The sequence below is a fragment of the Streptomyces sp. NPDC006602 genome (assembly GCF_042870385.1).
GTDB lineage: Bacteria > Actinomycetota > Actinomycetes > Streptomycetales > Streptomycetaceae > Streptomyces.
In genome coordinates, this window is sequence record NZ_JBIAHG010000001.1 from 210,453 (window position 1) to 232,405 (window position 21,953).

16 protein-coding genes and 1 pseudogene are annotated in these 21,953 nt (G+C 70.7%); 5 read left to right on the forward strand and 12 right to left on the reverse strand.

Annotation, left to right across the window (positions count from 1 at the left end):
• The first annotated feature begins 71 nt into the window (after nucleotides 1–71).
• The 3 genes from ACFYO2_RS00980 to ACFYO2_RS00990 are packed head-to-tail and all read left to right on the forward strand — an operon-like array spanning nucleotide 72 to nucleotide 3,687.
• A complete protein-coding gene (locus tag ACFYO2_RS00980; RefSeq protein ID WP_388342263.1) occupies nucleotides 72–605 on the forward strand; it encodes a PadR family transcriptional regulator in 534 nt (177 codons plus the stop codon).
• Nucleotides 602–1,351, forward strand: a complete 750-nt coding sequence (locus ACFYO2_RS00985; RefSeq protein WP_388342266.1) for an ABC transporter ATP-binding protein — start codon at nucleotides 602–604, stop codon at nucleotides 1,349–1,351. Before ACFYO2_RS00980 ends, ACFYO2_RS00985 begins: the two co-directional genes overlap by 4 nt.
• A 53-nt stretch (nucleotides 1,352–1,404) precedes the next feature.
• On the forward strand, nucleotides 1,405–3,687 hold the full coding sequence (locus ACFYO2_RS00990; protein ID WP_388342268.1) for an ABC transporter permease: 2,283 nt from the start codon (nucleotides 1,405–1,407) through the stop codon (nucleotides 3,685–3,687).
• Between the two features lie 67 nt (nucleotides 3,688–3,754).
• On the opposite strand, the gene pgi is transcribed toward ACFYO2_RS00990, so the two are convergent.
• The 12 genes and pseudogenes from pgi to uvrC all read right to left on the reverse strand — a co-directional run bounded on the left by pgi (nucleotide 3,755) and on the right by uvrC (nucleotide 19,285).
• A complete protein-coding gene (gene pgi / locus ACFYO2_RS00995) occupies nucleotides 3,755–5,410 on the reverse strand; it encodes a glucose-6-phosphate isomerase (RefSeq protein ID WP_388342271.1) in 1,656 nt (551 codons plus the stop codon).
• 63 nt (nucleotides 5,411–5,473) lie between these two features.
• Nucleotides 5,474–6,742, reverse strand: coding sequence for an MFS transporter (locus ACFYO2_RS01000; RefSeq protein ID WP_388342273.1), 1,269 nt, complete (start codon nucleotides 6,740–6,742; stop codon nucleotides 5,474–5,476).
• 135 nt (nucleotides 6,743–6,877) lie between these two features.
• Complete coding sequence (locus tag ACFYO2_RS01005) at nucleotides 6,878–7,213, reverse strand: RNA polymerase-binding protein RbpA (protein ID WP_078615979.1); 336 nt, start codon at nucleotides 7,211–7,213, stop codon at nucleotides 6,878–6,880.
• Between the two features lie 215 nt (nucleotides 7,214–7,428).
• Nucleotides 7,429–7,659 (reverse strand): preprotein translocase subunit SecG, encoded by a 231-nt coding sequence (gene secG / locus ACFYO2_RS01010; RefSeq protein ID WP_053753335.1) that lies wholly within the window; start codon nucleotides 7,657–7,659, stop codon nucleotides 7,429–7,431.
• 100 nt (nucleotides 7,660–7,759) lie between these two features.
• A complete protein-coding gene (tpiA, locus tag ACFYO2_RS01015) occupies nucleotides 7,760–8,515 on the reverse strand; it encodes a triose-phosphate isomerase (RefSeq protein WP_388343896.1) in 756 nt (251 codons plus the stop codon).
• A 41-nt stretch (nucleotides 8,516–8,556) separates the two neighbouring features.
• On the reverse strand, nucleotides 8,557–9,768 hold the full coding sequence (locus ACFYO2_RS01020; RefSeq protein ID WP_388342276.1) for a phosphoglycerate kinase: 1,212 nt from the start codon (nucleotides 9,766–9,768) through the stop codon (nucleotides 8,557–8,559).
• A gap of 133 nt (nucleotides 9,769–9,901) precedes the next feature.
• A complete protein-coding gene (gene gap / locus ACFYO2_RS01025) occupies nucleotides 9,902–10,912 on the reverse strand; it encodes a type I glyceraldehyde-3-phosphate dehydrogenase (RefSeq protein WP_388342278.1) in 1,011 nt (336 codons plus the stop codon).
• A 224-nt stretch (nucleotides 10,913–11,136) separates the two neighbouring features.
• Nucleotides 11,137–14,087 (reverse strand): annotated as a pseudogene (locus tag ACFYO2_RS01030) (M14 family zinc carboxypeptidase).
• A gap of 155 nt (nucleotides 14,088–14,242) precedes the next feature.
• Nucleotides 14,243–15,232, reverse strand: coding sequence for a DNA-binding protein WhiA (whiA, locus tag ACFYO2_RS01035; protein ID WP_266441473.1), 990 nt, complete (start codon nucleotides 15,230–15,232; stop codon nucleotides 14,243–14,245).
• Nucleotides 15,223–16,290, reverse strand: a complete 1,068-nt coding sequence (gene yvcK, locus ACFYO2_RS01040) for a uridine diphosphate-N-acetylglucosamine-binding protein YvcK (RefSeq protein WP_388342280.1) — start codon at nucleotides 16,288–16,290, stop codon at nucleotides 15,223–15,225. Before yvcK ends, whiA begins: the two co-directional genes overlap by 10 nt.
• The gene (gene rapZ, locus ACFYO2_RS01045; RefSeq protein ID WP_388342282.1) at nucleotides 16,287–17,246 is read right to left on the reverse strand and encodes an RNase adapter RapZ; all 960 of its coding nucleotides are present in this window, start codon (nucleotides 17,244–17,246) and stop codon (nucleotides 16,287–16,289) included. Before rapZ ends, yvcK begins: the two co-directional genes overlap by 4 nt.
• Nucleotides 17,243–19,285, reverse strand: coding sequence for an excinuclease ABC subunit UvrC (uvrC, locus tag ACFYO2_RS01050; protein WP_388342283.1), 2,043 nt, complete (start codon nucleotides 19,283–19,285; stop codon nucleotides 17,243–17,245). Before uvrC ends, rapZ begins: the two co-directional genes overlap by 4 nt.
• 387 nt (nucleotides 19,286–19,672) lie before the next feature.
• Between uvrC and ACFYO2_RS01055 the strand changes: the two genes are divergently transcribed.
• The gene (locus ACFYO2_RS01055; protein ID WP_388342285.1) at nucleotides 19,673–20,629 is read left to right on the forward strand and encodes a hypothetical protein; all 957 of its coding nucleotides are present in this window, start codon (nucleotides 19,673–19,675) and stop codon (nucleotides 20,627–20,629) included.
• Nucleotides 20,630–20,854: 225 nt separating this feature from the next.
• Nucleotides 20,855–21,937: a LacI family DNA-binding transcriptional regulator gene (locus ACFYO2_RS01060; protein ID WP_388342288.1), complete on the forward strand. Its 1,083-nt coding sequence runs from the start codon at nucleotides 20,855–20,857 to the stop codon at nucleotides 21,935–21,937.
• Nucleotides 21,938–21,953: the final 16 nt, after the last annotated feature.

Consider the following 21,953-nt stretch of genomic DNA (forward strand, 5'->3'; position numbering starts at 1 on the left):
CCATGTATACCTGTTAGGTATGCGCGATACTAGGGCCTGGAGCACATTACACAGACAGGAGGACTGCACGAGTGCGCCTGCCCCTCCTGGCTCTCCTCGCGCGCGGACCGGCCCACGGCTACGAGCTCAAGCAGGACCTTGAGCAACTGCTGGGGTCCGCGTACCCTCAGCCGAACGTCGGCCAGATCTACGTCACCCTCGGCCGCCTCGAGAAGACGGGACTGATCGAGGGCGAAGAGGTCGAGCAGTCGAGCCGGCCCAACAAGAAGATCTACCACCTCACCGCCGCGGGTCGGGACGAGCTGCGCGCCTGGTACGAGGAGACGGCCGACGAGCCGCGGGTGCGGGACGAGTTCTTCATGAAACTGGCCCTCGCTCCGCAGACCGGTCTCGCCGACCGGATCGTCCTCATCAACAAACAGCGGCGCCAATTCCTCAACACCATGCGGAACCTGTCGAAACTGGCCGCCGCAGAGAACCGGGACAACCGCATCGCCCATCTGCTGATCGAGGGCGCGATGCTGCACCTGCAGGCCGACCTCGACTGGTTGGAGCGGTGCCAGGAAGAACTGGAAGAGATGCAAGATCTGAAGGAGCTGGAGTGAGCGACCGTCCCGCTCCTGTGCTGCGCGCCGAGGGCCTGGTCAAGACCCACCACGGCGAGGGCGCCCCGACCCATGCCGTGCGCGGGGTCGATCTGTCGGTACAGCAGGGCGAGTTCGTGGCGATCACCGGCCCGTCCGGAGCCGGCAAGTCGACTCTGCTGCACCTGCTGGGCGGCCTGCAGCGGCCGGACCGCGGGAGCCTCTGGCTGGACGGCGCGGGTACGGACGCGTGGAGCGAGGCCCGCTGGGCCCTGGAGCGCAGAAAGCGCATCGGGTTCGTCTTCCAGTTCTTCAACCTGGTGTCCAACCTGTCGGTCGCCGACAACGTGGAGCTGCCGGCCCTGCTCGCCGGCGCCTCCCCCAAGCAGGCCCGCGCCGAGCGGGAGGGGCTGCTGGCCGAGCTGGGGCTCGTGGGCAAGGAGCGGAGCACGCCGGGCGAGCTGTCCGGCGGTGAACAGCAACGGGTCGCGCTCGCCCGGGCCCTGGTCAACCGTCCCCCGCTGCTGCTGGCCGACGAGCCCGCGGGCAGCCTGGACAGCCGGGGCACCCGCGAGGTGATGCGGCTGCTGACCCGCTTCCACCAGCGCGGCCAGACGATCGTGCTGGTCACCCATGACGCCCGCCTGGCGAGCGCCGCGGACCGAGTGATCAGCTTCTTCGACGGGCGGATCGCCGACGACGCGCACCTGGACGGCACGCCGTCGCGCGGCACCGGCATATCCGGCGTGCTGGAGTTCAGGGACTGACATGCGGGTGTACGACGGCGCCGTCGCGTGGCGCGAGACGAGAGGCTGAGCCCGTGCGAGCCACCTTGCGCTGGGCGCACTCGGATCTGCGCACGCACCGCGGCGAGGCGCTCTTCCTCGTGCTGGCCACCGTCGGCATCGTCGCCTCGCTGCTGCTGGCCACGGCCCTGTTCGGCTACGCCACCAACCCCTGGCAGCGGGTCTTCACCCAGGCACGCGGCGCCCACGTCTGGCTGCACACCGGCCCGTCGGCGGACGCGCGCGAGCTGGCGGGGCTGGACGGCGTGGAGTCGGTCGCCGGCCCCTACCCGACCGAGTCCGCCACCCTCGCCTCCCGCGGCGCCCGCGCCTCCGTCGAATTGCGCGGCACGTCCGGTCGGCCCACCGTCGGCCGCCCGCTGGTCACCTCCGGTCACTGGCTGGAGGCCGGCACCCCGGAGGGGGTCGTCCTGGAGAGCCGTCTCGCCCGCGCCCTGCTGGCCGAGCCGGGCGACACCCTCACCCTGCCGGGCACGGCCCGGAAACTGACCGTCCTCGGCATCGCCGACAGCGCCGAACCGCGCTACCGGCCGGGCGAGCAGCCGGGACTCGTCTGGGCGCTCCCGTCCGCGGTGCGCGACCCGGGCGGCCAGGTGACCGGGCTGCGCCTGGCGGACCCCGACGACACGGACTACGCCGTCCAACGCGCCGTCACCCTCCTCGGCGCCGGTGCCGTCAGCGAGGTCTCCACCTGGCAGCAGGCGCGCGCCGAGGCCCAGGGGGACAACCGGCTGCTGGGGCAGGTGCTGGGCCTGTTCGGGCTCGGCGCGCTGGTCGCCGCGGGGCTCGCGGTGCACGGGGCGATCGCCACCCGCATCCGCGGTCACCTGCGGGACATCTCGGTACTGAAGGCGATCGGCTTCACGCCGGGGCAGGTCGTCCGCGTCTTCCTGTTCCAGCACATCGCCTACGCCCTGCTCGGCGCCGTGGCCGCGGCGGCGCTCACCCAGGCGCTGGGCAGCCGCATTCCCGGGCGCCTCGGGGACGCGGTCGGGGTGTGGCAGGGGCTGCCCGGGCACACCCCGGCGCTGTTCGCGGTGCCGGCGGCGGCGGTGCTGTTCATCGGCGCGACCACCGGTCTCGCGGCCTGGCGGGCCGGACGCGTACCGCCGGTCCCGGTGCCGCGGCCCGCGGCGCCGGTCGGCGGGCGGCTCTCGGGTGTGGCGCGCCGGGCGCTCGGGCTGCGGCTGCCGCCCGCACTGGTCCTCGGCTGGCACAAGGCGTTCACCCGGCGTCCGCGGTCCCTGGCCACGGTGGCCCGGCTGGCGCTGCCGCTGCTGCTGATCGTGGTCGCGATGAGCGCCTGGACCACCATGGACCGCTTCCACAGCAGGCCCGGGCAGATCGGCGTCCCGGCCGCGCTCACCGTCCACACGGACTCCGGTCTCGGCGAGCGGGACACCCGCGCCCTGCTGGAGCGCGACCCGCAGGTCGCCGCCGTCTACCCGGGCGTGGAGGTGGCGGCCCTCGTGCCGGGCCAGACGGCCACCATCGCGCTGCGCGGCCTCGGCACCCACCGGGAGCCGTACCCGTACGCCCTGGCCCAGGGCCGCGCCGCGCGCGGCCCCGACGAGGCGGTGGCCGGGCAGGGGCTGCTCGACCTGCTCGACGTGCGCGTGGGCGACTGGGTGCGGATGACCGTGGGCGACCAGCCGCAGATCCTGCACATCGTGGGCCGCAGCATCGAACCGGAGAACGCCGGCCGGGTCATCTCCACCTCGCTCGACACCCTCCGTGAGAACGACCTGGGCCTCGGCCCCGCCCTTTACCAGCTCCGGCTGCGCCCCGGCGCGCACCCACAGGAGGTCGCCGCCCGGCTGACCACCGCCGGACGCGGCCACCTGGACGTGCACGCCGTGACGAACCCGGCCGACGGGCTCTCGCCGGTGCGCGGTGTCGTGGTCGGCCTGATCGCCGTCCTCGCTCTCATCGGGCTGATCGAGCTGCTCGCCGCGATCGGTGACACCGTGCGCGAGGGCGAACGGGATCTGCTGGCGCTCAAGGCCATCGGCCTGTCCCCACAGCAGATCACCGCCGTCACCGTGGTGTCCACCGGCTGCACTGTTTTGGCCGCCGTCCTCGTCGGTACGGCCCTGGGCGCGCCCCTCGCCCGCTGGCTGATCGACGCCCAGGGCAGGTCGAGCGGCATCGGTGCCGGGATCGCCCAGGGACCGTCCCCGACTCTGCTGGCCCTGTTCGGCGCGGCCGCGGTGCTGGGCGCGACCGCGCTCGCCGTACTGCCGGCGTCCCGCGCGGCACGGCGCCGCCTCGCGGACACGCTGAGCGCGGTGGCCTGAGGGGACACGCTGAGCGCGCGGGCCCGAGCGGGCGCCCTCGCACGTACGGCGGGGGCGCCGCCCTGCCTCACTGCCGGCCGCGCAGCTCCCGGTACGTCGCCACCAGGGCCTTCGTCGACGCGTCCAGGTCGGGCACGTCAGCGCCCTCGGTGAGCGCCGGCTCGACGCGCTTGGCGAGGACCTTGCCGAGTTCGACGCCCCACTGGTCGAAGGAGTCGATGTTCCACACGGCCCCCTGCACGAACACCTTGTGCTCGTAGAGCGCGATGAGCTGGCCGAGGACCGACGGGGTCAGTTCGGGGGCGAGGATCGTGGTCGTGGGGTGGTTGCCCTGGAAGGTCTTGTGCGCAACCAGCTCCTCGGGCACGCCCTCCGCGCGCACCTCGTCGGGCGTCTTGCCGAACGCCAACGCCTGGGTCTGGGCGAAGAAGTTGGCCATCAGCAGGTCGTGCTGTGCCACCAGGCCGGGCCGCAGGCCTGCGACCGGCTCGGCGAAGCCGATGAAGTCCGCCGGGATCAGCTTCGTGCCTTGGTGGATCAACTGGTAGTACGCGTGCTGCCCGTTGGTGCCCGGGGTGCCCCAAACGACCGGCCCGGTCTGCCAGTCGACGGGCTTTCCGTCCCGGTCCACCGACTTGCCGTTGGACTCCATGTCCAACTGCTGGAGGTAGGCGGTGAACTTGGACAGGTAGTGGCTGTAGGGCAGCACCGCGTGCGACTGGGCGCCGAAGAAATTGCCGTACCAGATGCCCAACAGGCCCAACAGCAAGGGCACGTTGGACTCGGCGGGCGCGGTGCGGAAGTGCTCGTCGACGAGGTGGAAGCCGTCCAGCATCTCCCGGAAGCGGTCCGGGCCGATGGCGGTCATCAGCGAGAGGCCGATGGCCGAGTCGAAGGAGTACCGGCCGCCGACCCAGTCCCAGAACTCGAACATGTTCGCCGTGTCGATGCCGAACTCCGCCACCTTCTCGGCGTTCGTCGACAGGGCCACGAAGTGCCGGGCGACGGCCTCCTGACCGGCCTTGAGCTCGGTGAGCAGCCAGTCGCGCGCCGAGGTCGCGTTCGTGATCGTCTCGATCGTCGTGAACGTCTTGGAGGCGATGACGAACAGGGTCTCGGCCGCGTCCAGGTCGCGGACGGCCTCGTGCAGGTCGGCGCCGTCCACGTTCGACACGAAGCGGACCGTGAGGTCGCGGTCGGTGTAGGCGCGCAGCGCCTCGTAGGCCATCGCGGGGCCCAGGTCGGAGCCGCCGATGCCGACATTGACCACGTTCCTGATGCGCTTTCCGGTGTGGCCGGTCCAGGCGCCGGAGCGCACCCGCTCGGCGAAGTCGGCCATCTTGTCGAGGACGGCGTGCACACCCGGTACGACGTTCTCGCCGTCGACCTCGATCACCGTGTCGCGCGGCGCCCGCAGCGCGGTGTGCAGCACGGCCCGGTCCTCGGTGGTGTTGATCTTCTCCCCGCGGAACATGGCGTCCCTGAGGCCGAAGACGTCGGTCGCGGCGGCGAGCTCCCGCAGCAGCCGCAGGGTCTCGTCGGTGACGAGGTGCTTCGAGTAATCGACGTGCAGGTCACCGACCTGCACCGTGTACCCGCTGCCGCGCCCGGGGTCGGCGGCGAACAGCTCGCGCAACTGCACCTCGCCGAGCCCCTCGCGGTGCTTGGCCAGAGCGGTCCACTCGGGCGTCTGGTTGAGTCTGGTACGGCCGTCTGCGTTCATGTCGGACTTCAGCTCTCTTTCCTACCTGTCCGTGCTGCCCGCTGCCGGTCCCAACCTAATTGATCAGCGCGGGGCGCGAGCTGTCGTGGCGCCGTCGTCGGGCGCGACAACAGATACGTCCGTCTTGAGGGCGGGTATCAGCGAGGCGACGGACAGGACGAAGAAGCCGGCCGCCAGCAGGGCCGGGGTGTTCAGGCCCCAGGCGGTGGCCACGGCACCGCCCAGCAGCGCGCCCACGGGCGCTCCGGCGACCGCCAGGGTCCGGAAGGCCGAACTGACCCGGCCCAGCAGCTCGGCGGGGCTGCGCTCCTGCATCAGCGTCCGCGTGTTGACGTTCCACACCATGCCCATGAACCCGAAGACGGCCATGGCCGCCGCCAGCGCGACGGTACTGCGCACCGAGCCCATGACGACGAGCGCACCGATCTGCACCGTCCCGGCGAGCAGCACCGCACGCACCCGCCCGAGGCGCGCGACGACACGGCCGCTCGCCGCTCCCCCGGTCAGGCCGCCTACCGCGTACGCGGTCATGGCCGCCGCGTATCCCGCCGTACCGGCGCCCAGCCAGCCGGTCACCAGGAAGACCAGGCCGGCGATGAGGGCACCCATGCCGATGTTGCAGAGGGCCGTAGCGGCGCACAGGCCGCGCAGGGACCGGTCGTGCCGCAGGGTGCGCAGCCCTTCGGCGATCTCGCGGCGCAGGGTGCTGCCCGCAGGTCTCGGCGTCCGCTCGGGCACAGCGGTCCGCAGGGACGCGACCAGGGCGGCCGCCAACAGGAAGGTCACCGCGTCGGCCGCGAAGGGCATCGCGGCTCCGACCACCAGCAGCAGCGGCACGACCGGTGCGGCCAGCAGGCCGCCCACTATCTGTTGGCCTGTCATCAGGCGGGCGTTCGCGCTGCCGAGCGCCTCGCGGTCCACCAGGACGGGCAGCAGGGCCGTGGCGGCGTTGTCGAAGAGCGTCTGCAGGGTGGTCAGGGCGAAGGCCAGCGCGATCAGCAGGCCGATCGAGGCGTGCCCGAAGGCGACGGCCACCGCGAAGCAGGCGACGAGCAGCCCCCGTACCGCATCCACCGTCCACATCGCCCGCCGCTGGTCCACCCGGTCGGCGACGGCACCGCCGAGCAGCCCGAAAACGATCCACGGCAGATAACCGCAGGCGGTCACGGACGCGACGAGCAGCGGCTCGTCGGTCAGGGACACCGCGAGCAGGGGCAGCGCGGCGCCGCGCAGTGCGTCACCGAAGCTGGAGAGCACGGCGGCACTCCACAACCGCCCGAATCCCCCACGCCACGCGGGCGCACCCAGGCCCGTAACCTCAGCCGTCGCCACAGTTCCCCCTCACGATTCGCCTGTTCACAAACCGTAGAGGGCACCACTGACAATCGGCCTCGGCGCGACAGCCTGCCCGCGGGGCGCCGAACAAGTCCGGCCGGGCATCCACGGATGCCCGGCCGACTTCAACTCCTAGATTTCACCTCGCAGTTTGGCGAGCGCCTCGGCGAGGATCGCCTCGCCGTCCGCGTCGCTGCGCCGCTCCCGCACATAGGCGAGGTGCGTCTTGTAGGGCTCGGTGCGCGGTGGGTCCGGCGGGTTGTCCCGGTCCTGGCCTGCTGGAAAGCCGCAGCGGGGGCAGTCCCAGGTTTCGGGAACCTGCGCGTCGCTGGCGAAGCTGGGCACCGTTTCGTGCCCGTTGGAGCACCAGAAGGAGATGCGCAGACGCGGCGCGGACTCGCCCCGCTCGGCCTCGCCCATCGGCCCCGCCCCGACCCGGCTTCCTCGGATCGCGTTGCCACTTGCCACGGTCGTAACTCCCTGCGTGATGGTGCCGCAAAGCGAGTCGGCGTTTCGCTTCGCTGCGAGCGCCTCAGTCTACGTAAGGCCCAACGCGCGTCCAGTGATTCGAGTTACAGCTCCCCCACACACAGACGCAAGCCCCATGATAGGCCGCGCTCAGGTGCGCGTACCGAACATGGGGCGTTACGTGCGGATCGGGCGTGCTACGTGTGCGACGCTGATCAGTTGTTCGCCTTCATCAGCAGGCCGAGCACGACAATGCACGCGAACCACAGCAGACCGACCACCACGGTGATGCGGTCGAGGTTGCGCTCGGCGACCGAGGAGCCACCGACGGACGACTGCATGCCGCCACCGAACATGTCGGAGAGGCCGCCGCCCTTGCCCTTGTGCATCAGCACCAGCAGCATCATCAGCAGGCTGAAGACGATCAGGGCGATCGAGAACCCCATAACCACGGCTGGACCAACTTCCTCGGATCTGGACAGACGACGGGGCACAGCGACAGCGCTGTGCCCCGCAAGAGTACGACGTTCCGCTGCTACCGCATACTCACTGGTCGCGGAAGCGCGCGATCTTGACGAACTCCTCCGCGTCCAGCGAGGCACCGCCGACCAGGGCGCCGTCGATGTCGGCCTGGGCCATGATCTCGGCGACGTTGCCGGACTTCACGGAGCCGCCGTACTGGATGCGGACCTTGTCAGCCAGCTCCTGCGTGTACAGCTCGGCGATCTTGCCGCGGATGGCTGCGCAGACCTCCTGCGCGTCCTCGGCGCCGCAGACCTTGCCGGTGCCGATGGCCCACACGGGCTCGTAGGCGATGACCACGGACTCGGCCTGCTCGGCCGGGAGGTCCTTGAGGCCGCCCTCGACCTGGCTGAGCGTGTGCGTGACGTGGTTGCCCGCCTCGCGGACATCCAGCTCCTCGCCGACGCACAGGATCGGGGTCAGGCCGTGCTTGTAGGCGGCCTTGACCTTGGCGTTGACCAGCTCGTCGGTCTCGTTGTGGTACTGACGGCGCTCGGAGTGGCCGATCGCCACGTACGTGCACTTCAGCTTGGCCAGCATCGCACCGGAGATCTCGCCGGTGTAGGCACCGGAGTCGTGCGCCGAGATGTCCTGGGCGCCGTACTTGATCCTGAGCTTGTCGCCGTCGACCAGGGTCTGCACGGAGCGCAGGTCGGTGAAGGGCGGCAGGACGGCGACCTCGACCGCGTCGTAGTCCTTGTCGGCCAGGGCGAAGGCGAGCTTCTGGACGTGGGCGATGGCCTCGAGGTGGTTGAGGTTCATCTTCCAGTTGCCCGCCATCAGCGGCATGCGCCCCGAAGAAATAGATGCAGCCATGTAGGTCAGTCCTCCAGTGCGGCGAGGCCGGGGAGCGTCTTGCCCTCGAGGTATTCGAGGGAGGCGCCGCCGCCGGTCGAGATGTGGCCGAATGCGTTCTCGTCGAAGCCCAGGATGCGGACGGCCGCGGCGGAGTCGCCACCGCCGACGACCGTGAAGCCCGGGGAGTCGAGGAGGGCCTGGGCGACCGCCTTGGTGCCCTCGGCGTAGTCGGGGTGTTCGAAGACGCCCATGGGGCCGTTCCAGAAGACGGTGGCCGCGTCGGCGAGCTTCGAGGCGTACAGCTTGCGGGTCTGCGGACCGATGTCCAGGCCCAGCTGGTCGGCGGGGATGGCGTCCGCGGCGACGGTGTTGGGGTTCGCCGGCGCCTTGGTCTTCAGGTCCGGGAAGTCGGTGGAGGTCAGCACGTCGACGGGGAGGACCAGTTCGACGCCGTTCTTCTCCGCCCGCTCGATGTACTCCTGGACGACCGGGATCTGGTCCTCCTGGAGGAGGGAGGCGCCGACCTCGTACCCCTTCGCCTTGAGGAAGGTGAACACCATGCCGCCGCCGATGAGGAGGCGGTCCGCCTTGCCGAGCAGCTGGTCGATGACGGCGAGTTTGTCGGAGACCTTGGAACCGCCGAGCGCGACGACGTAGGGCCGCTTGACATCCTCGGTGAGCTTCTTCAGGACGCCGACCTCGGTGGCGATGAGGTAGCCGGCCGCGTGCGGCAGACGGGCCGGCAGGTCGAAGACCGAGGCGTGCTTGCGGTGCACGGCGCCGAAGCCGTCCCCCACGTACACGTCTGCGAGGGCGGCGAGCTGGTCGGCGAAGGCGCCGCGCTCGGCGTCGTCCTTGCTCGTCTCGCCGGCGTTGAAGCGCAGGTTCTCGATGACGGCGACCTGGCCGTCGGTGAGGCCCGCGACCGTGGAGGTGGCGGACTCGCCGACGGTGTCCGTGGCGAACTTGGCCTCGGCGTCGAGGAGTTCACCGAGGCGCGCGGCGGCCGGGCCGAGCGAGAAGGCCGGGTCCGGGGCGCCCTTGGGGCGGCCCAGGTGCGAGGCGACGACCACTCGGGCGCCCGCCTCGGCGAGGGCCTTGACTGTGGGCAGGACGGCGCGGATGCGGCCGTCGTCGGTGATCGTGGTGCCGTCCAGCGGCACGTTCAGGTCGGCGCGGACGAAGACCCGCTTGCCCGCGACGCCTTCGGCGAGAAGTTCGTCGATCGTCTTCATTGAGGGAACTCCTGAGGAGGGCTCGTGATGCTCGTGATCGTAAGAGGGCTGATCTGTACGTGCGTCAGGGCTCGGGCAGCGCGTCCCTGCGCTGCCCGAGCCCTGACTCACATCAAAGTGCCTGCTCTGTTGATCAGAGCTGGTTGCCGACGAAAACCGTCAGGTCGACGAGGCGGTTGGAGTAGCCCCACTCGTTGTCGTACCAGCCGAGGATCTTCACCGAGTTGCCCTCCTGGACCATGGTCAGGGAGGAGTCGAAGGTGCAGGAGGCAGGGTCGCCGACGATGTCCGAGGAGACGATCGGGTCCTCGGTGTAGGTCAGGTAGCCCTTGAGGTCGCCGTCGTCGGAGGCCTTCTTGAACGCGGCGTTGACCTCGTCCTTGGTGACCTCGCGCGACAGCGTCACGACCAGGTCGGTGGCCGAGCCGGTCGGGACCGGGACGCGCATCGCGATGCCGTCCAGCTTGCCCTTGAGCTGCGGGAGGACCAGCGCGGTGGCCTTGGCGGCACCGGTGGTGGTCGGGATGATGTTCTCGGCGGCGGCGCGGGCGCGGCGCAGGTCCGAGTGCGGGAAGTCCAGGATGCGCTGGTCGTTCGTGTACGCGTGGACCGTCGTCATCAGGCCCTTGACGATGCCGAAGTTCTCGTCGAGAACCTTCGCCATCGGCGCCACGCAGTTGGTGGTGCAGGAGGCGTTGGAGATGACGTGGTGGTTGGCCGCGTCGTACTTGTCCTGGTTGACGCCCATCACGATGGTGATGTCCTCGTCCTTGGCCGGAGCCGAGATGAGGACCTTCTTGGCGCCGCCCGTGATGTGCTTCTCGGCGTCGGCCTTCTTCGTGAAGATGCCGGTCGACTCGATGACGATGTCGACGCCCAGCTCGCCCCACGGGATGTCGGCGGGGTTGCGCTCGGAGAGAACCTTGATCGTCTTGCCGTCGACGGTGATCGTGTCGGCGGTGTGCGACACCTCGGCCTTGAGGCGGCCCAGGATGGTGTCGTACTTGAGCAGGTGAGCGGTGGTCGCGGTGTCACCCAGGTCGTTGACAGCCACGATCTCGATGTCAGCACCCTGCTCCAGCAGCGCGCGGAAGTAGTTACGACCGATGCGGCCAAAGCCGTTGATGCCTACGCGGATCGTCACGAAACCGATCTCCTCGTTGGTACGCCGGGTTCGACTCCGGCGAGCTGTATGGGATGTCCCCGACCGCCTACGACCCTACCCCCCTGAGGGCGCCGGGGTGACATCGAGATGCCCCATACCCGGCAGGGCGGTCCGTACCCGCCAGTAGGGTACGGACCGCCCGGGCCCGAAGCCCGATCACCCGATGTGACCACACCGGGTCACACGCGGTTGACCAGGCAGGTTCACCCGCCGAGGGCCGCGAGTGCCTTCCTCACCAGAGCCGTCCGCTCGGCCGCCGAGGCGACGTGCTCCAGGCCGAAGCCCAGCAGCACCGTGTCGTCCGTGGTGACCGCTCCGTACGTCTGGAAGAGCGTCCCGGTGCGCGTCCAGTCCTTGAGGACGGCCGGACTGCCCGCGGGCGGTCCGGCCACGCTCCAGACGCCCAACGACGTCTCGAAGCCCTCGGTCTGGGTTGCGGTGCCGCCGACGACCAGCGAGGCCTCGTCGGCGAGGACGCCGTGGCCGCCGCTGCCCGGGTCGGTGACGTAGCTGATCGAGACCTCGACCGACTTCCCGGCGTACGCGCTCAGGTCGAAGTTCACCTGCTGCCAGCCGCTGGAGGCACCGGTGAGGGCGTTCCACGCGCCGGTGGTACCGGTCGCGGTGCAGCCGCCGGCCGCCACGGTCAGGTAGTGCTCGAGCTGGGGGTGCTCCCCTACGTAGTACCCGGCCTCGCAGTCCGCGGGCACGGTGGTGCGGGTGGCGCCGCCCGCCTCCGGGAGTGTGGTCCAGTCGTCGGCGCCGGTGCTGTGGGCCTCGACCAGCGCGTTGTCGTAGCCGGGCTCGGTGTCCCACAGCAGCTGGGTGCGCAGGGTGGGTGCGTCGGCCGCGCTCACCCCGGTGAGGTCGACGGTCCGGGTGAGCCGCTTGTAGGCATCGTCCGTGTGGACGGCGGCGGCCATGGAGGAGCCCGCGTACGGCCCGTACGGGTTGACCGTCCCGGCGAACCGGCCCGCGCCCGCGGAGGCGAACTGCGGGTACTTGTCGACGGGCAGTTCGTCGGACGTCACGCCGTACGTCCCGGCCCGGTCCAGCGGGTTGCCGGCCGCGGGGGCGAGCGCGCCCGTGAAGCCGGCGAGTTCGCCGGAGCCGGTGAAGCCGGTGGCCCCGGGGGTCGACGTACGGGTGTAGGCGCCCAGGTAGTACTGACTGAAGTCGTTCGACAGGGTGCCGCCACCGAGGTCGACGTTGCCGCCGGCCTGTTCCCCCGCCTCGACCAGCTTGCGGCCCTCGTTCAGGAAGGCGCGCAGCTGTAGCTGGGTGGCGACGCCCGGGGTGCTCGCGCCGGTGTAGTGGACGACGGTGTCGAAGTGGTTCAGCACGCCGAGCGCGTCGGGCGCGCCCTGGGTGGCGACGTCCCACACCAGCGCCTTGTGGCCGTTCGCCTTCAGCGCGTCGACGTAGGTCTGCGCCTGCGTGGCGGCCGCGCCCTCCTCGGCGACGACGAGCGTGTCCGCTCTGGGTCGTGCGGCGACGGTGTACGTGAAGTGCTCGCTGGAGACAGCCTTCCCGCTCTTCGTCTCGCCGGTGAACCACCCCTCGACCTTGTCGCCCGGGCCGCCGTCGTGGACCTTGGCCCGGTACTCGTCGAAGTAGAGGTTGTCGTCACCGCCGTACGTCTCGCCGCCCTTCCATGCCCTGAGCGCCATGTCTTCCGTACGCCCGCCGTTGACGCGGTACTTGAGTTCCTTGTCGCGCACCGACTTCCGTACGACGACCGAGATCTCCTGGTCCGCTCCGCGCGAGTACGACGTCGAGAACGCGGCCGGGGTGAAGTCGGCGGCGCTCAGGCCGACCGCGGACTTGGGCTGGTCGGGTCTGGCGGCGGTCTCGGCGAGGGAGAGCGCGAACGGGATGTTCTTGGCGAACTCCTGCTGGATCAGCTTCTCGTCGTCCGGGAAGGTGAAGATCGACAGGCAGTCGGTCGGCTCCCAGGCGTCGTTCGGGTCGACGTTCGAGGCGGTCTGGCAGGTCGACATCTCGGGGGTGAACATCGCCATGCCGTTGACGTTGGCCGCGTGGCCGTCGGCCTCGCCGTTGGTGGTGTACAGCTCCGAGGAGACCTGCGGGTGGTAGCCCGGGATCGCGGAGTTCTCCGGGGTGCCGGCGAGCGCCTCGTAGAGCACGTCGTCCGGGGTGGGGGTGGCGACCTGCCAGCCGACTCCGTAGAGGAGGAGTTCGGCGGCGGAGTGGTAGTTGATGCCGTACGTGAAGCCGATCCGCTTCTCGAAGGCGTCCAGCGCCTGGGTCTCGGGCTCGGAGCCTGGGGCGGCGCCGCGGTAGGTCTGGCTGGTGGGGTTGGGGGAGGAACCCTCGTCGTCGTAGCCCCACTTGTAGGCGAAGTTGCGGTTGAGGTCGACGCCGTCGCCGGTGGTGATGGCGCCGTCGCCGTTGTTGTCGCGCAGGTTCTTGCGCCACAGGCGGTTGTCGGAGTTCTGGAAGGTGTAGTCGTAGCCGTCCGGGTTGGCCGACAGCACGAACCACAGCTCGGTCGAGTCGACGAGCTTCTTGATCTTCTTGTCCGTCTTGTAGTTGTCCAGGTAGTGGTGCATCAGCCGGCGGGTCATCTCCGGCGTGATCCACTCGCGCGCATGCTGGTTGGACAGGTACAGGACGGACGGCTTGGAGCCGTCCTTGGTTTTCTTGGCGCCCTTGGTCATCCTCAGGGCCAGGATGTCCTGGCCGTTGACCGTCTTGCCGATGGAGACGACCTTGGTGAGGTCGGGGTTCTCCTGCCCGGTCCTGACGATCTCCTCCTTCAGCCGCCCTTTCCGCTGTACGGACGGAACACGCCCTCGGCGGCTGCCTCGACCCGGTTCTCGGCCTTGGCGGACAGCTTGTGCTCGGTCAGGTCGACGCCCTGGTCCTCGAGTTTGTCGGCCTGCTGGTCGGTGAGGTAGACCTCGACCGTGGCCTCGCCCTTCTCGGGTACCTGCCCACCGAGTTCGTGGCCGTCCTGGCCGGCCGCGAGCAGCAGGGGTACCTGCTGCTGTGTCACGTCGGCGCGGAAGACCTTGACCTCGTTCGGATCGGGAGAAGCTCCGCTCCCTGCGGCCTGGGCGACGGGTGCGATTCCCGCACCGCCCAGCAGGAGCGCGCCAACAGCGAGGATCGGTCTCGCTCTTCGTCTCATGAACCCCCCTAGTCGTGGTTCGCCACGTCGGCGAAACAGAGATGCCAGGCTCATGTCAGTCGATGATCCAGTCAAGGGTGCCTCACGACACGCAAACGCCGGTGCCGATCACCCAAGTGGGCGTCGACACCGGCGTGTTGAATGTGCCGCGGGGCTCACCCCACGAGGTTGTCCGCCATCTCCTCGGTGATGCTGGACTCGGTGCCCGGGATGCCGAGGTCCTGGGCCCGCTTGTCCGCCATCGCCAGCAGGCGGCGGATACGGCCCGCGACGGCGTCCTTGGTGAGCGGCGGGTCGGCGAGCGCGCCCAGCTCCTCCAGGGAGGCCTGCTTGTGGTCCATGCGCAGTCGGCCGGCGGCGGCGAGGTGCTCGGGGACGTCGTCACCGAGGATCTCCAGGGCGCGCTGGACGCGGGCGCCGGCGGCGACGGCCGCGCGCGCGGAGCGGCGCAGGTTGGCGTCGTCGAAGTTGGCGAGACGGTTCGCCGTGGCCCGCACCTCGCGGCGCATCCGGCGCTCCTCCCAGGCCAGCACCGACTCGTGCGCGCCGAGCCGGGTCAGCAGGGCGCCGATCGCGTCACCGTCACGGACGACGACCCGGTCCACTCCGCGCACCTCGCGGGCCTTCGCGGCGATCGACAGCCGGCGGGCGGCGCCGACCAGGGCGAGCGCGGCCTCGGGGCCAGGGCAGGTCACCTCCAGGGAGGAGGAGCGGCCCGGCTCGGTGAGCGAGCCGTGCGCCAGGAAGGCACCGCGCCAGGCCGCCTCCGCGTCACAGGTGGCGCCGGAGACGACCTGCGGCGGCAGGCCGCGGATCGGGCGGCCCCGGCCGTCGACCAGGCCGGTCTGCCGGGCCAGCTGGTCACCGCCGGCGACCACCCGCACGACGTAGCGCGAGCCGCGGCGCAGTCCGCCGGGCGCCATCACGATCAGTTCGGAGCTGTGGCCGAAGATCTCCAGGATGTCCCGCTTGAGGCGGCGGGCCGCCATCGCGGTGTCCAGCTCCGCCTCGATCACGATGCGCCCGCTCACCAGGTGGAGGCCGCCGGCGAACCGCAGAATGGCGGAGACCTCCGCCTTCCTGCAGCAGGTACGGGTGACGGGGAGCCGGGAGATCTCGTCCTTCACCGCTGCCGTCATCGCCATGGGCCGATCCTTCCATGCATCCGAAAAATACGGTCGTACGCGGCGGCCAACAGCTCCGGGTCGTGCCGAGGAGTTCCGTCCCTCCGGGCGACCGGGGCCAGCTCGACCGCGGCACCGAGCCGCTTGGCGGCCTCGGTGAGCACGTCGCGGTCGGGCACGGCGGCCTCGTCGGCCAGCACCACGTCCAGGGCGAGTTTAGGGGCGTGTCGTCCCAAAACCTCCAAATGACGCTGCGGGGAGAAGCCATCGGTTTCTCCGGGCTGCGGGGCGAGGTTCAGGGAGAGGACGCGGCGCGCCTTCGTCTGGGTCAGCGCGTCCAGCAGTTCGGGCACGAGCAGGTGCGGGATCACCGAGGAGAACCAGGAGCCGGGGCCGAGGACCACCCAGTCCGCGTCGAGGACGGCCGCCACTGCCTCCGGCACCGCCGGCGGGTCGTGCGGCACCACCTGCACGGACTGCACCTCGCCGGGCGTGAGCGCCACGGTCGCCTGTCCCCGTACGGTGTCGACGTCCTCGGGGCGGTCCGGGTCGTGGCCTTTGACCAGGGCCTGGAGCTCCAGCGGTACGGCGGACATGGGCAGCACGCGCCCGTGCGCGCCCAGCAGCCTGCCGACCAGGTCGAGGGCCTGGACGTGGTCGCCGAGCTGCTCCCACAGGGCGACGATCAGCAGATTGCCGACCGCGTGTTCGTGCAGGTCGCCCTTGGACTGGAAGCGGTGCTGGATGACGCGGGCCCAGGTCTGGCCCCACTCGTCGTCGCCGCACAGCGCGGCGAGCGCTTTGCGCAGGTCGCCGGGCGGCAGCACGCCCAGCTCGTCGCGCAGGCGTCCGCTGGAGCCACCGTCGTCGGCCACGGTGACGACGGCGGTGAGGTCGCCGGTGATGCGGCGCAGTGCGGCGAGCGAGGCGGACAGGCCCATGCCGCCGCCGAGGGCGACCACTTTGGGCTGGGCACCCCGGCGGCGCGGTTTGGCGCCGCGGGCCTCGACGGGCCGGCTCGCGCGCCCCTCGGGCACGGCCCGGCGCAGCCTGGTCAGCCGGGGAGTACGTCCCGTCATTCCCGTCCCATGTCCCGGTGCACGACCACCGTCTCCACGCCCTCGGCCGCGAGGCGAGCGGCGAGCCTCTCCGAGGTGGCGACGGATCGGTGCTTGCCGCCGGTGCAGCCGATGGCGATCGTCACGTACCGCTTGCCCTCACGGCGGTAGCCGGCCGCGATGAGCCTGAGCAGCTCGGAGTACCGGTCGAGGAACTCCTTGGCGCCGGGCTGGTTGAAGATGTACGCGGCGACCTCCTCGTTGAGGCCGGTGAAGGGGCGCAGCTCCGGGACCCAGTGCGGGTTGGGCAGGAAACGCATGTCCGCGACCAGGTCGGCGTCGACCGGGAGGCCGTACTTGAAGCCGAAGGACATGACGGTGGCCCGCAGCTCCGGCTCCTCCTCTCCGGCGAACTGGGCGTCCATCTTGGCGCGCAGCTCGTGCACGTTGAGGCTGGAGGTGTCGATCACCAGGTCGGCGTCGCCGCGCAGCTCGCGCAGCAGCTCGCGCTCGGCGGCGATGCCGTCGACGATGCGGCCGTCTCCCTGGAGGGGATGCGGGCGGCGCACCGACTCGAAGCGCCGCACCAGGGCCTCGTCCGAAGACTCCAGGAAGACGATCCGCCGGGTGACGTGCTTGTGGTCCAGGTCGGCGAGGGACTGGCGGAGGTTGTCGAAGAAGCGGCGGCCGCGTACGTCGACGACGACCGCGATCCGCGCCACGTTGCCCTGGGAGCGGGCACCGAGTTCCACCATGGTGGGGATCAGCGCGGGCGGGAGGTTGTCGACGACGAACCAGCCGAGGTCCTCCAGACACTTGGCGGCCGTGGAGCGGCCGGCCCCGGACATCCCGGAGATGATCACCAGCTCGGGGATGGCCGCGTCCGGGATCGCGGTCGTGTCGTTGGGTGTGCCCGTACTCACCTGTGCTCCGTCTCCGGATTGACCTTGTCGCCCGTCGTGCTCGTTCACATTCATGTCTCCTGCCCCCGTCGTTCGTCCGGGGCGCCCATCGTCACGGGCTCCCCACCGGAACCCGTGGTGTCGGGTTCCTCTTCCATGATCTCTCCAGTCGCCGTGTTCACCGCCGGCGTGGCCGGAGCCGCCTGAGCGAGGGCCACGGCGATGGTCTCGGCCGTCTTGCGGCCTATGCCGGGAACCTCGCAGATCTGGTCGATGGTGGCGGATCGTAGCTTCTTCAACGAACCGAAATGTTTCAGCAGTGCCTGCTTGCGCGTATCCCCGAGCCCGGGCACGTCGTCCAAAGGGCTCGACCGGAAGCGCTTGGCGCGCTTGGCGCGCTGGTAGGTGATCGCGAAGCGGTGGGCCTCGTCGCGGACGCGCTGAAGGAGGTAGAGGCCCTCGCTGGTGCGAGGCAGGACCACCGGGTCGTCGTCGTGCGGCAGCCAGACCTCCTCCAGTCGCTTGGCGAGACCGCAGACGGCGATGTCGTCGATGCCCAGCTCGTCGAGGGCCTTCTTGGCGGCGGCCACCTGCGGCTGCCCGCCGTCGACGACGACGAGCTGGGGCGGGTAGGCGAAGCGCTTGGGCCGGCCGTCGTCGTTCTTCAGGCCGTCGTCGAGGCCGTCCTCGCCGTCGGTCCACTCCCCCGTCTTCTCCTTCTCGGCCAGGTAGCGCCGGAATCGGCGGGTGATCACCTCGTGCATGGAGCGGACGTCGTCCTGTCCTTCGAAGCCCTTGATCTGGAAGCGGCGGTACTCGCTCTTGCGCTGGAGCCCGTCCTCGAAGACGACCATGGAGGCCACCACGTCGTCGCCCTGGAGGTGGGAGATGTCGTAGCACTCGATCCGGAGCGGGGCGCTGTCCAGGTCCAGGGCCTCGGCGATCTCCTCCAGCGCGCGCGAGCGCGTGGTCAGGTCGGAGGCGCGCTTGGTCTTGTGCAGGACGAGCGCCTGCTGGGCATTGCGCTGCACGGTCTCCATGAGGGCCTTCTTGTCGCCGCGCTGCGGGATGCGCAGCGACACGTTGGACCCGCGGCGCACGGTCAGCCACTCCTGGACCGGCTCCACCGGGTCGGGCAGGGCCGGGACGAGGACCTCCTTGGGGACGGAGTCGCCGGTCTCCTCGCCGTAGAGCTGCTGGAGGGCGTGCTCGACCAGAGCGCCGGTGGTGATCTCCTCCACCTTGTCGGTGACCCAGCCGCGCTGGCCGCGCACGCGTCCGCCGCGGACGTGGAAGATCTGCACGGCCGCTTCCAGCTCGTCCTCGGCGACCGCGATGAGGTCGGCGTCGGTCGCGTCGGCGAGCACGACCGCGTTCTTCTCCATGGCCTTCTTCAGGGCCTCGATGTCGTCGCGCAGGCGGGCCGCCCGCTCGTACTCCATCTCCTCGGCCGCCGCCGTCATCTGCTTCTCCAGGCGGCGCAGATACGTGCCGGTGCGACCGGCCATGAAGTCGCTGAACTCCTCGGCGAGTTCGCGGTGCTCCTCGGCGGACACGCGGCCGACGCAGGGCGCGGAGCACTTGCCGATATAGCCGAGCAGGCAGGGGCGGCCGGTGCGGGTCGCGTTCTTGAAGACGCCGGCCGAGCAGGTGCGGACGGGGAAGACACGCAGCAGCAGGTCGACGGTGTCGCGGATGGCCCAGGCGTGTCCGTACGGTCCGAAGTAGCGCACGCCCTTCTTCTTGTGACCGCGCATCACCTGCACGCGCGGGAACTCCTCGTTCATCGTCACCGCGAGGTACGGGTAGCTCTTGTCGTCGCGGTACTTGACGTTGAACCGGGGGTCGTACTCCTTGATCCAGGAGTACTCCAGCTGCAGCGCCTCGACCTCCGTGGACACCACCGTCCACTCCACGGACGCGGCCGTGGTGACCATGGTGCGGGTGCGGGGGTGCAGGCCCGCCAGGTCCTGGAAGTAGCTCGCCAGACGCTGGCGCAGGCTCTTCGCCTTTCCGACGTAGATCACCCGGCGGTGCTCGTCACGGAACCTGTACACCCCGGGAGAGTCCGGGATCTGTCCCGGCTGGGGGCGGTAGCTGGAGGGGTCGGCCATGTCTCACACCCTACTGGCGGGGGCTGACAGCGCGGCGGCCTGTGGACAACGCCCGGGATGCTGCGGTCATGCTTCCCCACGGTGCCCTCGGTGACCGAGAGCCACCGCCCGTGGACGCACTCGGGACTGTCCGCGCGGACGATCAGGGAGGTGCTGGGCGAGGACGGGGCGGCGCCCCGGGGTGCGGGGCGCGAAGTCGGCCAGGAGTGCGCCACGGTTGGGCATCAGGTGTTGTCGGGGCTTGGTCAACACGCTTCAATGCGGGAGAACTCGGGGCCCTGAACGACGGCGTACGGATGTGAAGACCCCCGCCGCCGGCGCATGGCCCCGACGACTCCCGCGCACGGTCTGACCAGCCGTTGTGAACATTCACAGAAAGGCCCCTGCATGCCGCACGCCACACCGCACGCGGACGTCGCCACCGTCGCCACCGCGGAACTGGACTCGGCCCTGCGTGGCGGCCCCTTCCACGTCGCGCTGCGCGCCGCGATCGCCGCCCGCGGACTGCCGCTGCAGCGTGTGCAGCACCATCTGTCGCGCCACGGGGTCAAGGTCGGCGTGACGAGCCTGAGTTACTGGCAGCAGGGCGCCCGGCGCCCGCAGCGCCCCGAGTCGCTGCGCGCCGTACGGGCGCTGGAGGAAATCCTCCAGCTGCCGGAGGAGTCGCTGATCCGGCTGCTCGCCCAGACCGACGAGGACCCGGCCGCGCAGCGGCCCGCGGCCCGCTCGTACCGCTCCCTCGTCGAGGCCTCCGGCGCACTGGAGCAGCTGCTGACGGAGCTGGGCACGCCGCTCGACGGCGGGCTGCACACCCTCGGGCACCACGAGCGGGTACGGATCGGCGCGGGCCGCGAGCTGGCCGGACGCGAGTCGCACCACATCGTGCGGGCCCACCGCGACGGCGTCGACCGCTTCGTCGCCGTCCACCACGGCGACCCCGGGTGCGCGCCCGAGCGCATGAGCGTCCAGGCCTTGGAGAACTGCCGTACGGGACGGGTGCGTTCGGACCACGAGACCGGGGTGTTGGTGGCCGAACTGCTCTTCGACACCCGGCTGCGGGCCGGCGACACGTTCCTCTTCCGCTACGGCGTCGAGGACGGCACGGCCGGAGTGTCACGGGAGTACGTCCGCGGATTCGGGCCGGCGGGCGGCCAGTACGCGCTCCAGGTGCGCTTCGACGAGCACGCGCTGCCGGTGCGCTGCCACCGGTTCGCCCAGCACTCCGCGGCGGCGCCGCGCAGCGGGCGCCAGGAGCTGGCCCTGACCGGCCGCCATCACTCGGTGCACCTCGTCGAGCCACGGGTGCGGTCGGGGGTGGTGGGGATCGGGTGGGACTGGGAGTGACTCCCTGCTTCGTGGGCTGCTCCTGGGCTGCTCCTGGGCTGCTCCCGGGCAGGTCTCCCTGAGCATGCTCCCCGCAGGACCCTTGGGCGCGCGCTTGGCAGCGCTCTGGGTAGGTACTGGACGTAAACGCTTGCGCAAGCGTTTACGTCCGCCGCCGCATGCGATACGTTCCCGGTGCCGTTCCGGGAGGAATCCGATCCCGGGGTCGTTCCGGAGGGAGATCCCATGCCGACCATGGCCGACGTCGCACGCAGCGCCGGCGTGTCCGTGGCGACCGTCTCGCACGTGCTGAACGACACCCGGCCGGTACTGCCGCACACCCGTCAGGCCGTGCTGGAGGCCGTCGAGGAGCTCGGCTACACGCCCAACACCCTCGCCCGCTCGCTGGTGACCTCCCGCACCCGGTCCATCGGCCTCGCGGTGTCGGCGATCAGCAACCCCTACTTCACGGAGATCCTCCAGGGAGTCGAGGCCGCCGCCCTGGAGCACGGCTACAGTCTGCTGATCGCCGACCCGCACGACGATCCGGTGCACGAGCGCAAGGTCGTCCAGCTCCTGCACGAGCGGCGGGTGGACGGCATGATCGTCGCGCCCTCCGCCGACCCACGCGGACTCGTCGCCTACCTCGCGCGTCACGACGTACCGGCCGTGTTCCTCGACCGGGTGATCGACTCCCCCGGGGACCGCGCCCCGCGCTTCGACCAGGTCTGCGCCGACAGCGCCGAACCGACGGCCCAGCTGGTCACGCATCTGGCCGGGCTCGGCCACCGCCGGATCGCCCTGGTCGCGGGCCGGCCCGGGCTGAGCACCACCGGTGAGCGGATCACCGGGTACCGGCACGGCCTCGCCGCCGCCGGGTTCCCCTACGACGAACGCCTCGTCGTGCACGGCGACTCCGAGTCGGCCGGCGGCGAACAGGCGACCGCGGCCCTGCTGTCCCTCGCCGCGCCGCCCACCGCGCTCGTCACCGCCAACAACGTGATGACCATCGGCGCTCTGCGCGCGCTGCGTGAGCGCGGTCTGTCCGTGCCGGACGACATCGCGCTGTGCTGCTTCGACGACTTCGCCTGGGCGGACCTGTTCACGCCCCGGCTCACCGCGATCGCCCAGCCCAGCAAGGAGATCGGCGCCCAGGCGGTCCGGGTGCTCCTGGAGCGTCTCGCCGCGCCGGACCGGCCCGCGCGGACCGTTCGGCTGGCCTGCACCTTCGTCCACCGCGCCTCGTGCGGCTGCGTCGACGAGCCGGAGCAGAAGCACTCGGCGCAGCGCTCGCATCCCCCGGAGCGCTCACAGCTGCCCCGGCCCTAGCAGCCCCCTCAGCCTT

Coding starts and splice junctions, on each gene's coding strand:
- secG (WP_053753335.1), bottom strand. CDS start 7,659: ATGGGGTTCTCGATCGCCCTGATCGTCTTCAGCCTGCTGATGATGCTG.
- pgi (WP_388342271.1), bottom strand. CDS start 5,410: ATGAACGCAGACGGCCGTACCAGACTCAACCAGACGCCCGAGTGGACC.
- ACFYO2_RS01060 (WP_388342288.1), top strand. CDS start 20,855: ATGCCGACCATGGCCGACGTCGCACGCAGCGCCGGCGTGTCCGTGGCG.
- yvcK (WP_388342280.1), bottom strand. CDS start 16,290: ATGACGGGACGTACTCCCCGGCTGACCAGGCTGCGCCGGGCCGTGCCC.
- rapZ (WP_388342282.1), bottom strand. CDS start 17,246: ATGAATGTGAACGAGCACGACGGGCGACAAGGTCAATCCGGAGACGGA.
- whiA (WP_266441473.1), bottom strand. CDS start 15,232: ATGGCGATGACGGCAGCGGTGAAGGACGAGATCTCCCGGCTCCCCGTC.
- ACFYO2_RS01055 (WP_388342285.1), top strand. CDS start 19,673: ATGCCGCACGCCACACCGCACGCGGACGTCGCCACCGTCGCCACCGCG.
- tpiA (WP_388343896.1), bottom strand. CDS start 8,515: ATGGCGGGCAACTGGAAGATGAACCTCAACCACCTCGAGGCCATCGCC.
- ACFYO2_RS01020 (WP_388342276.1), bottom strand. CDS start 9,768: ATGAAGACGATCGACGAACTTCTCGCCGAAGGCGTCGCGGGCAAGCGG.
- uvrC (WP_388342283.1), bottom strand. CDS start 19,285: ATGGCCGACCCCTCCAGCTACCGCCCCCAGCCGGGACAGATCCCGGAC.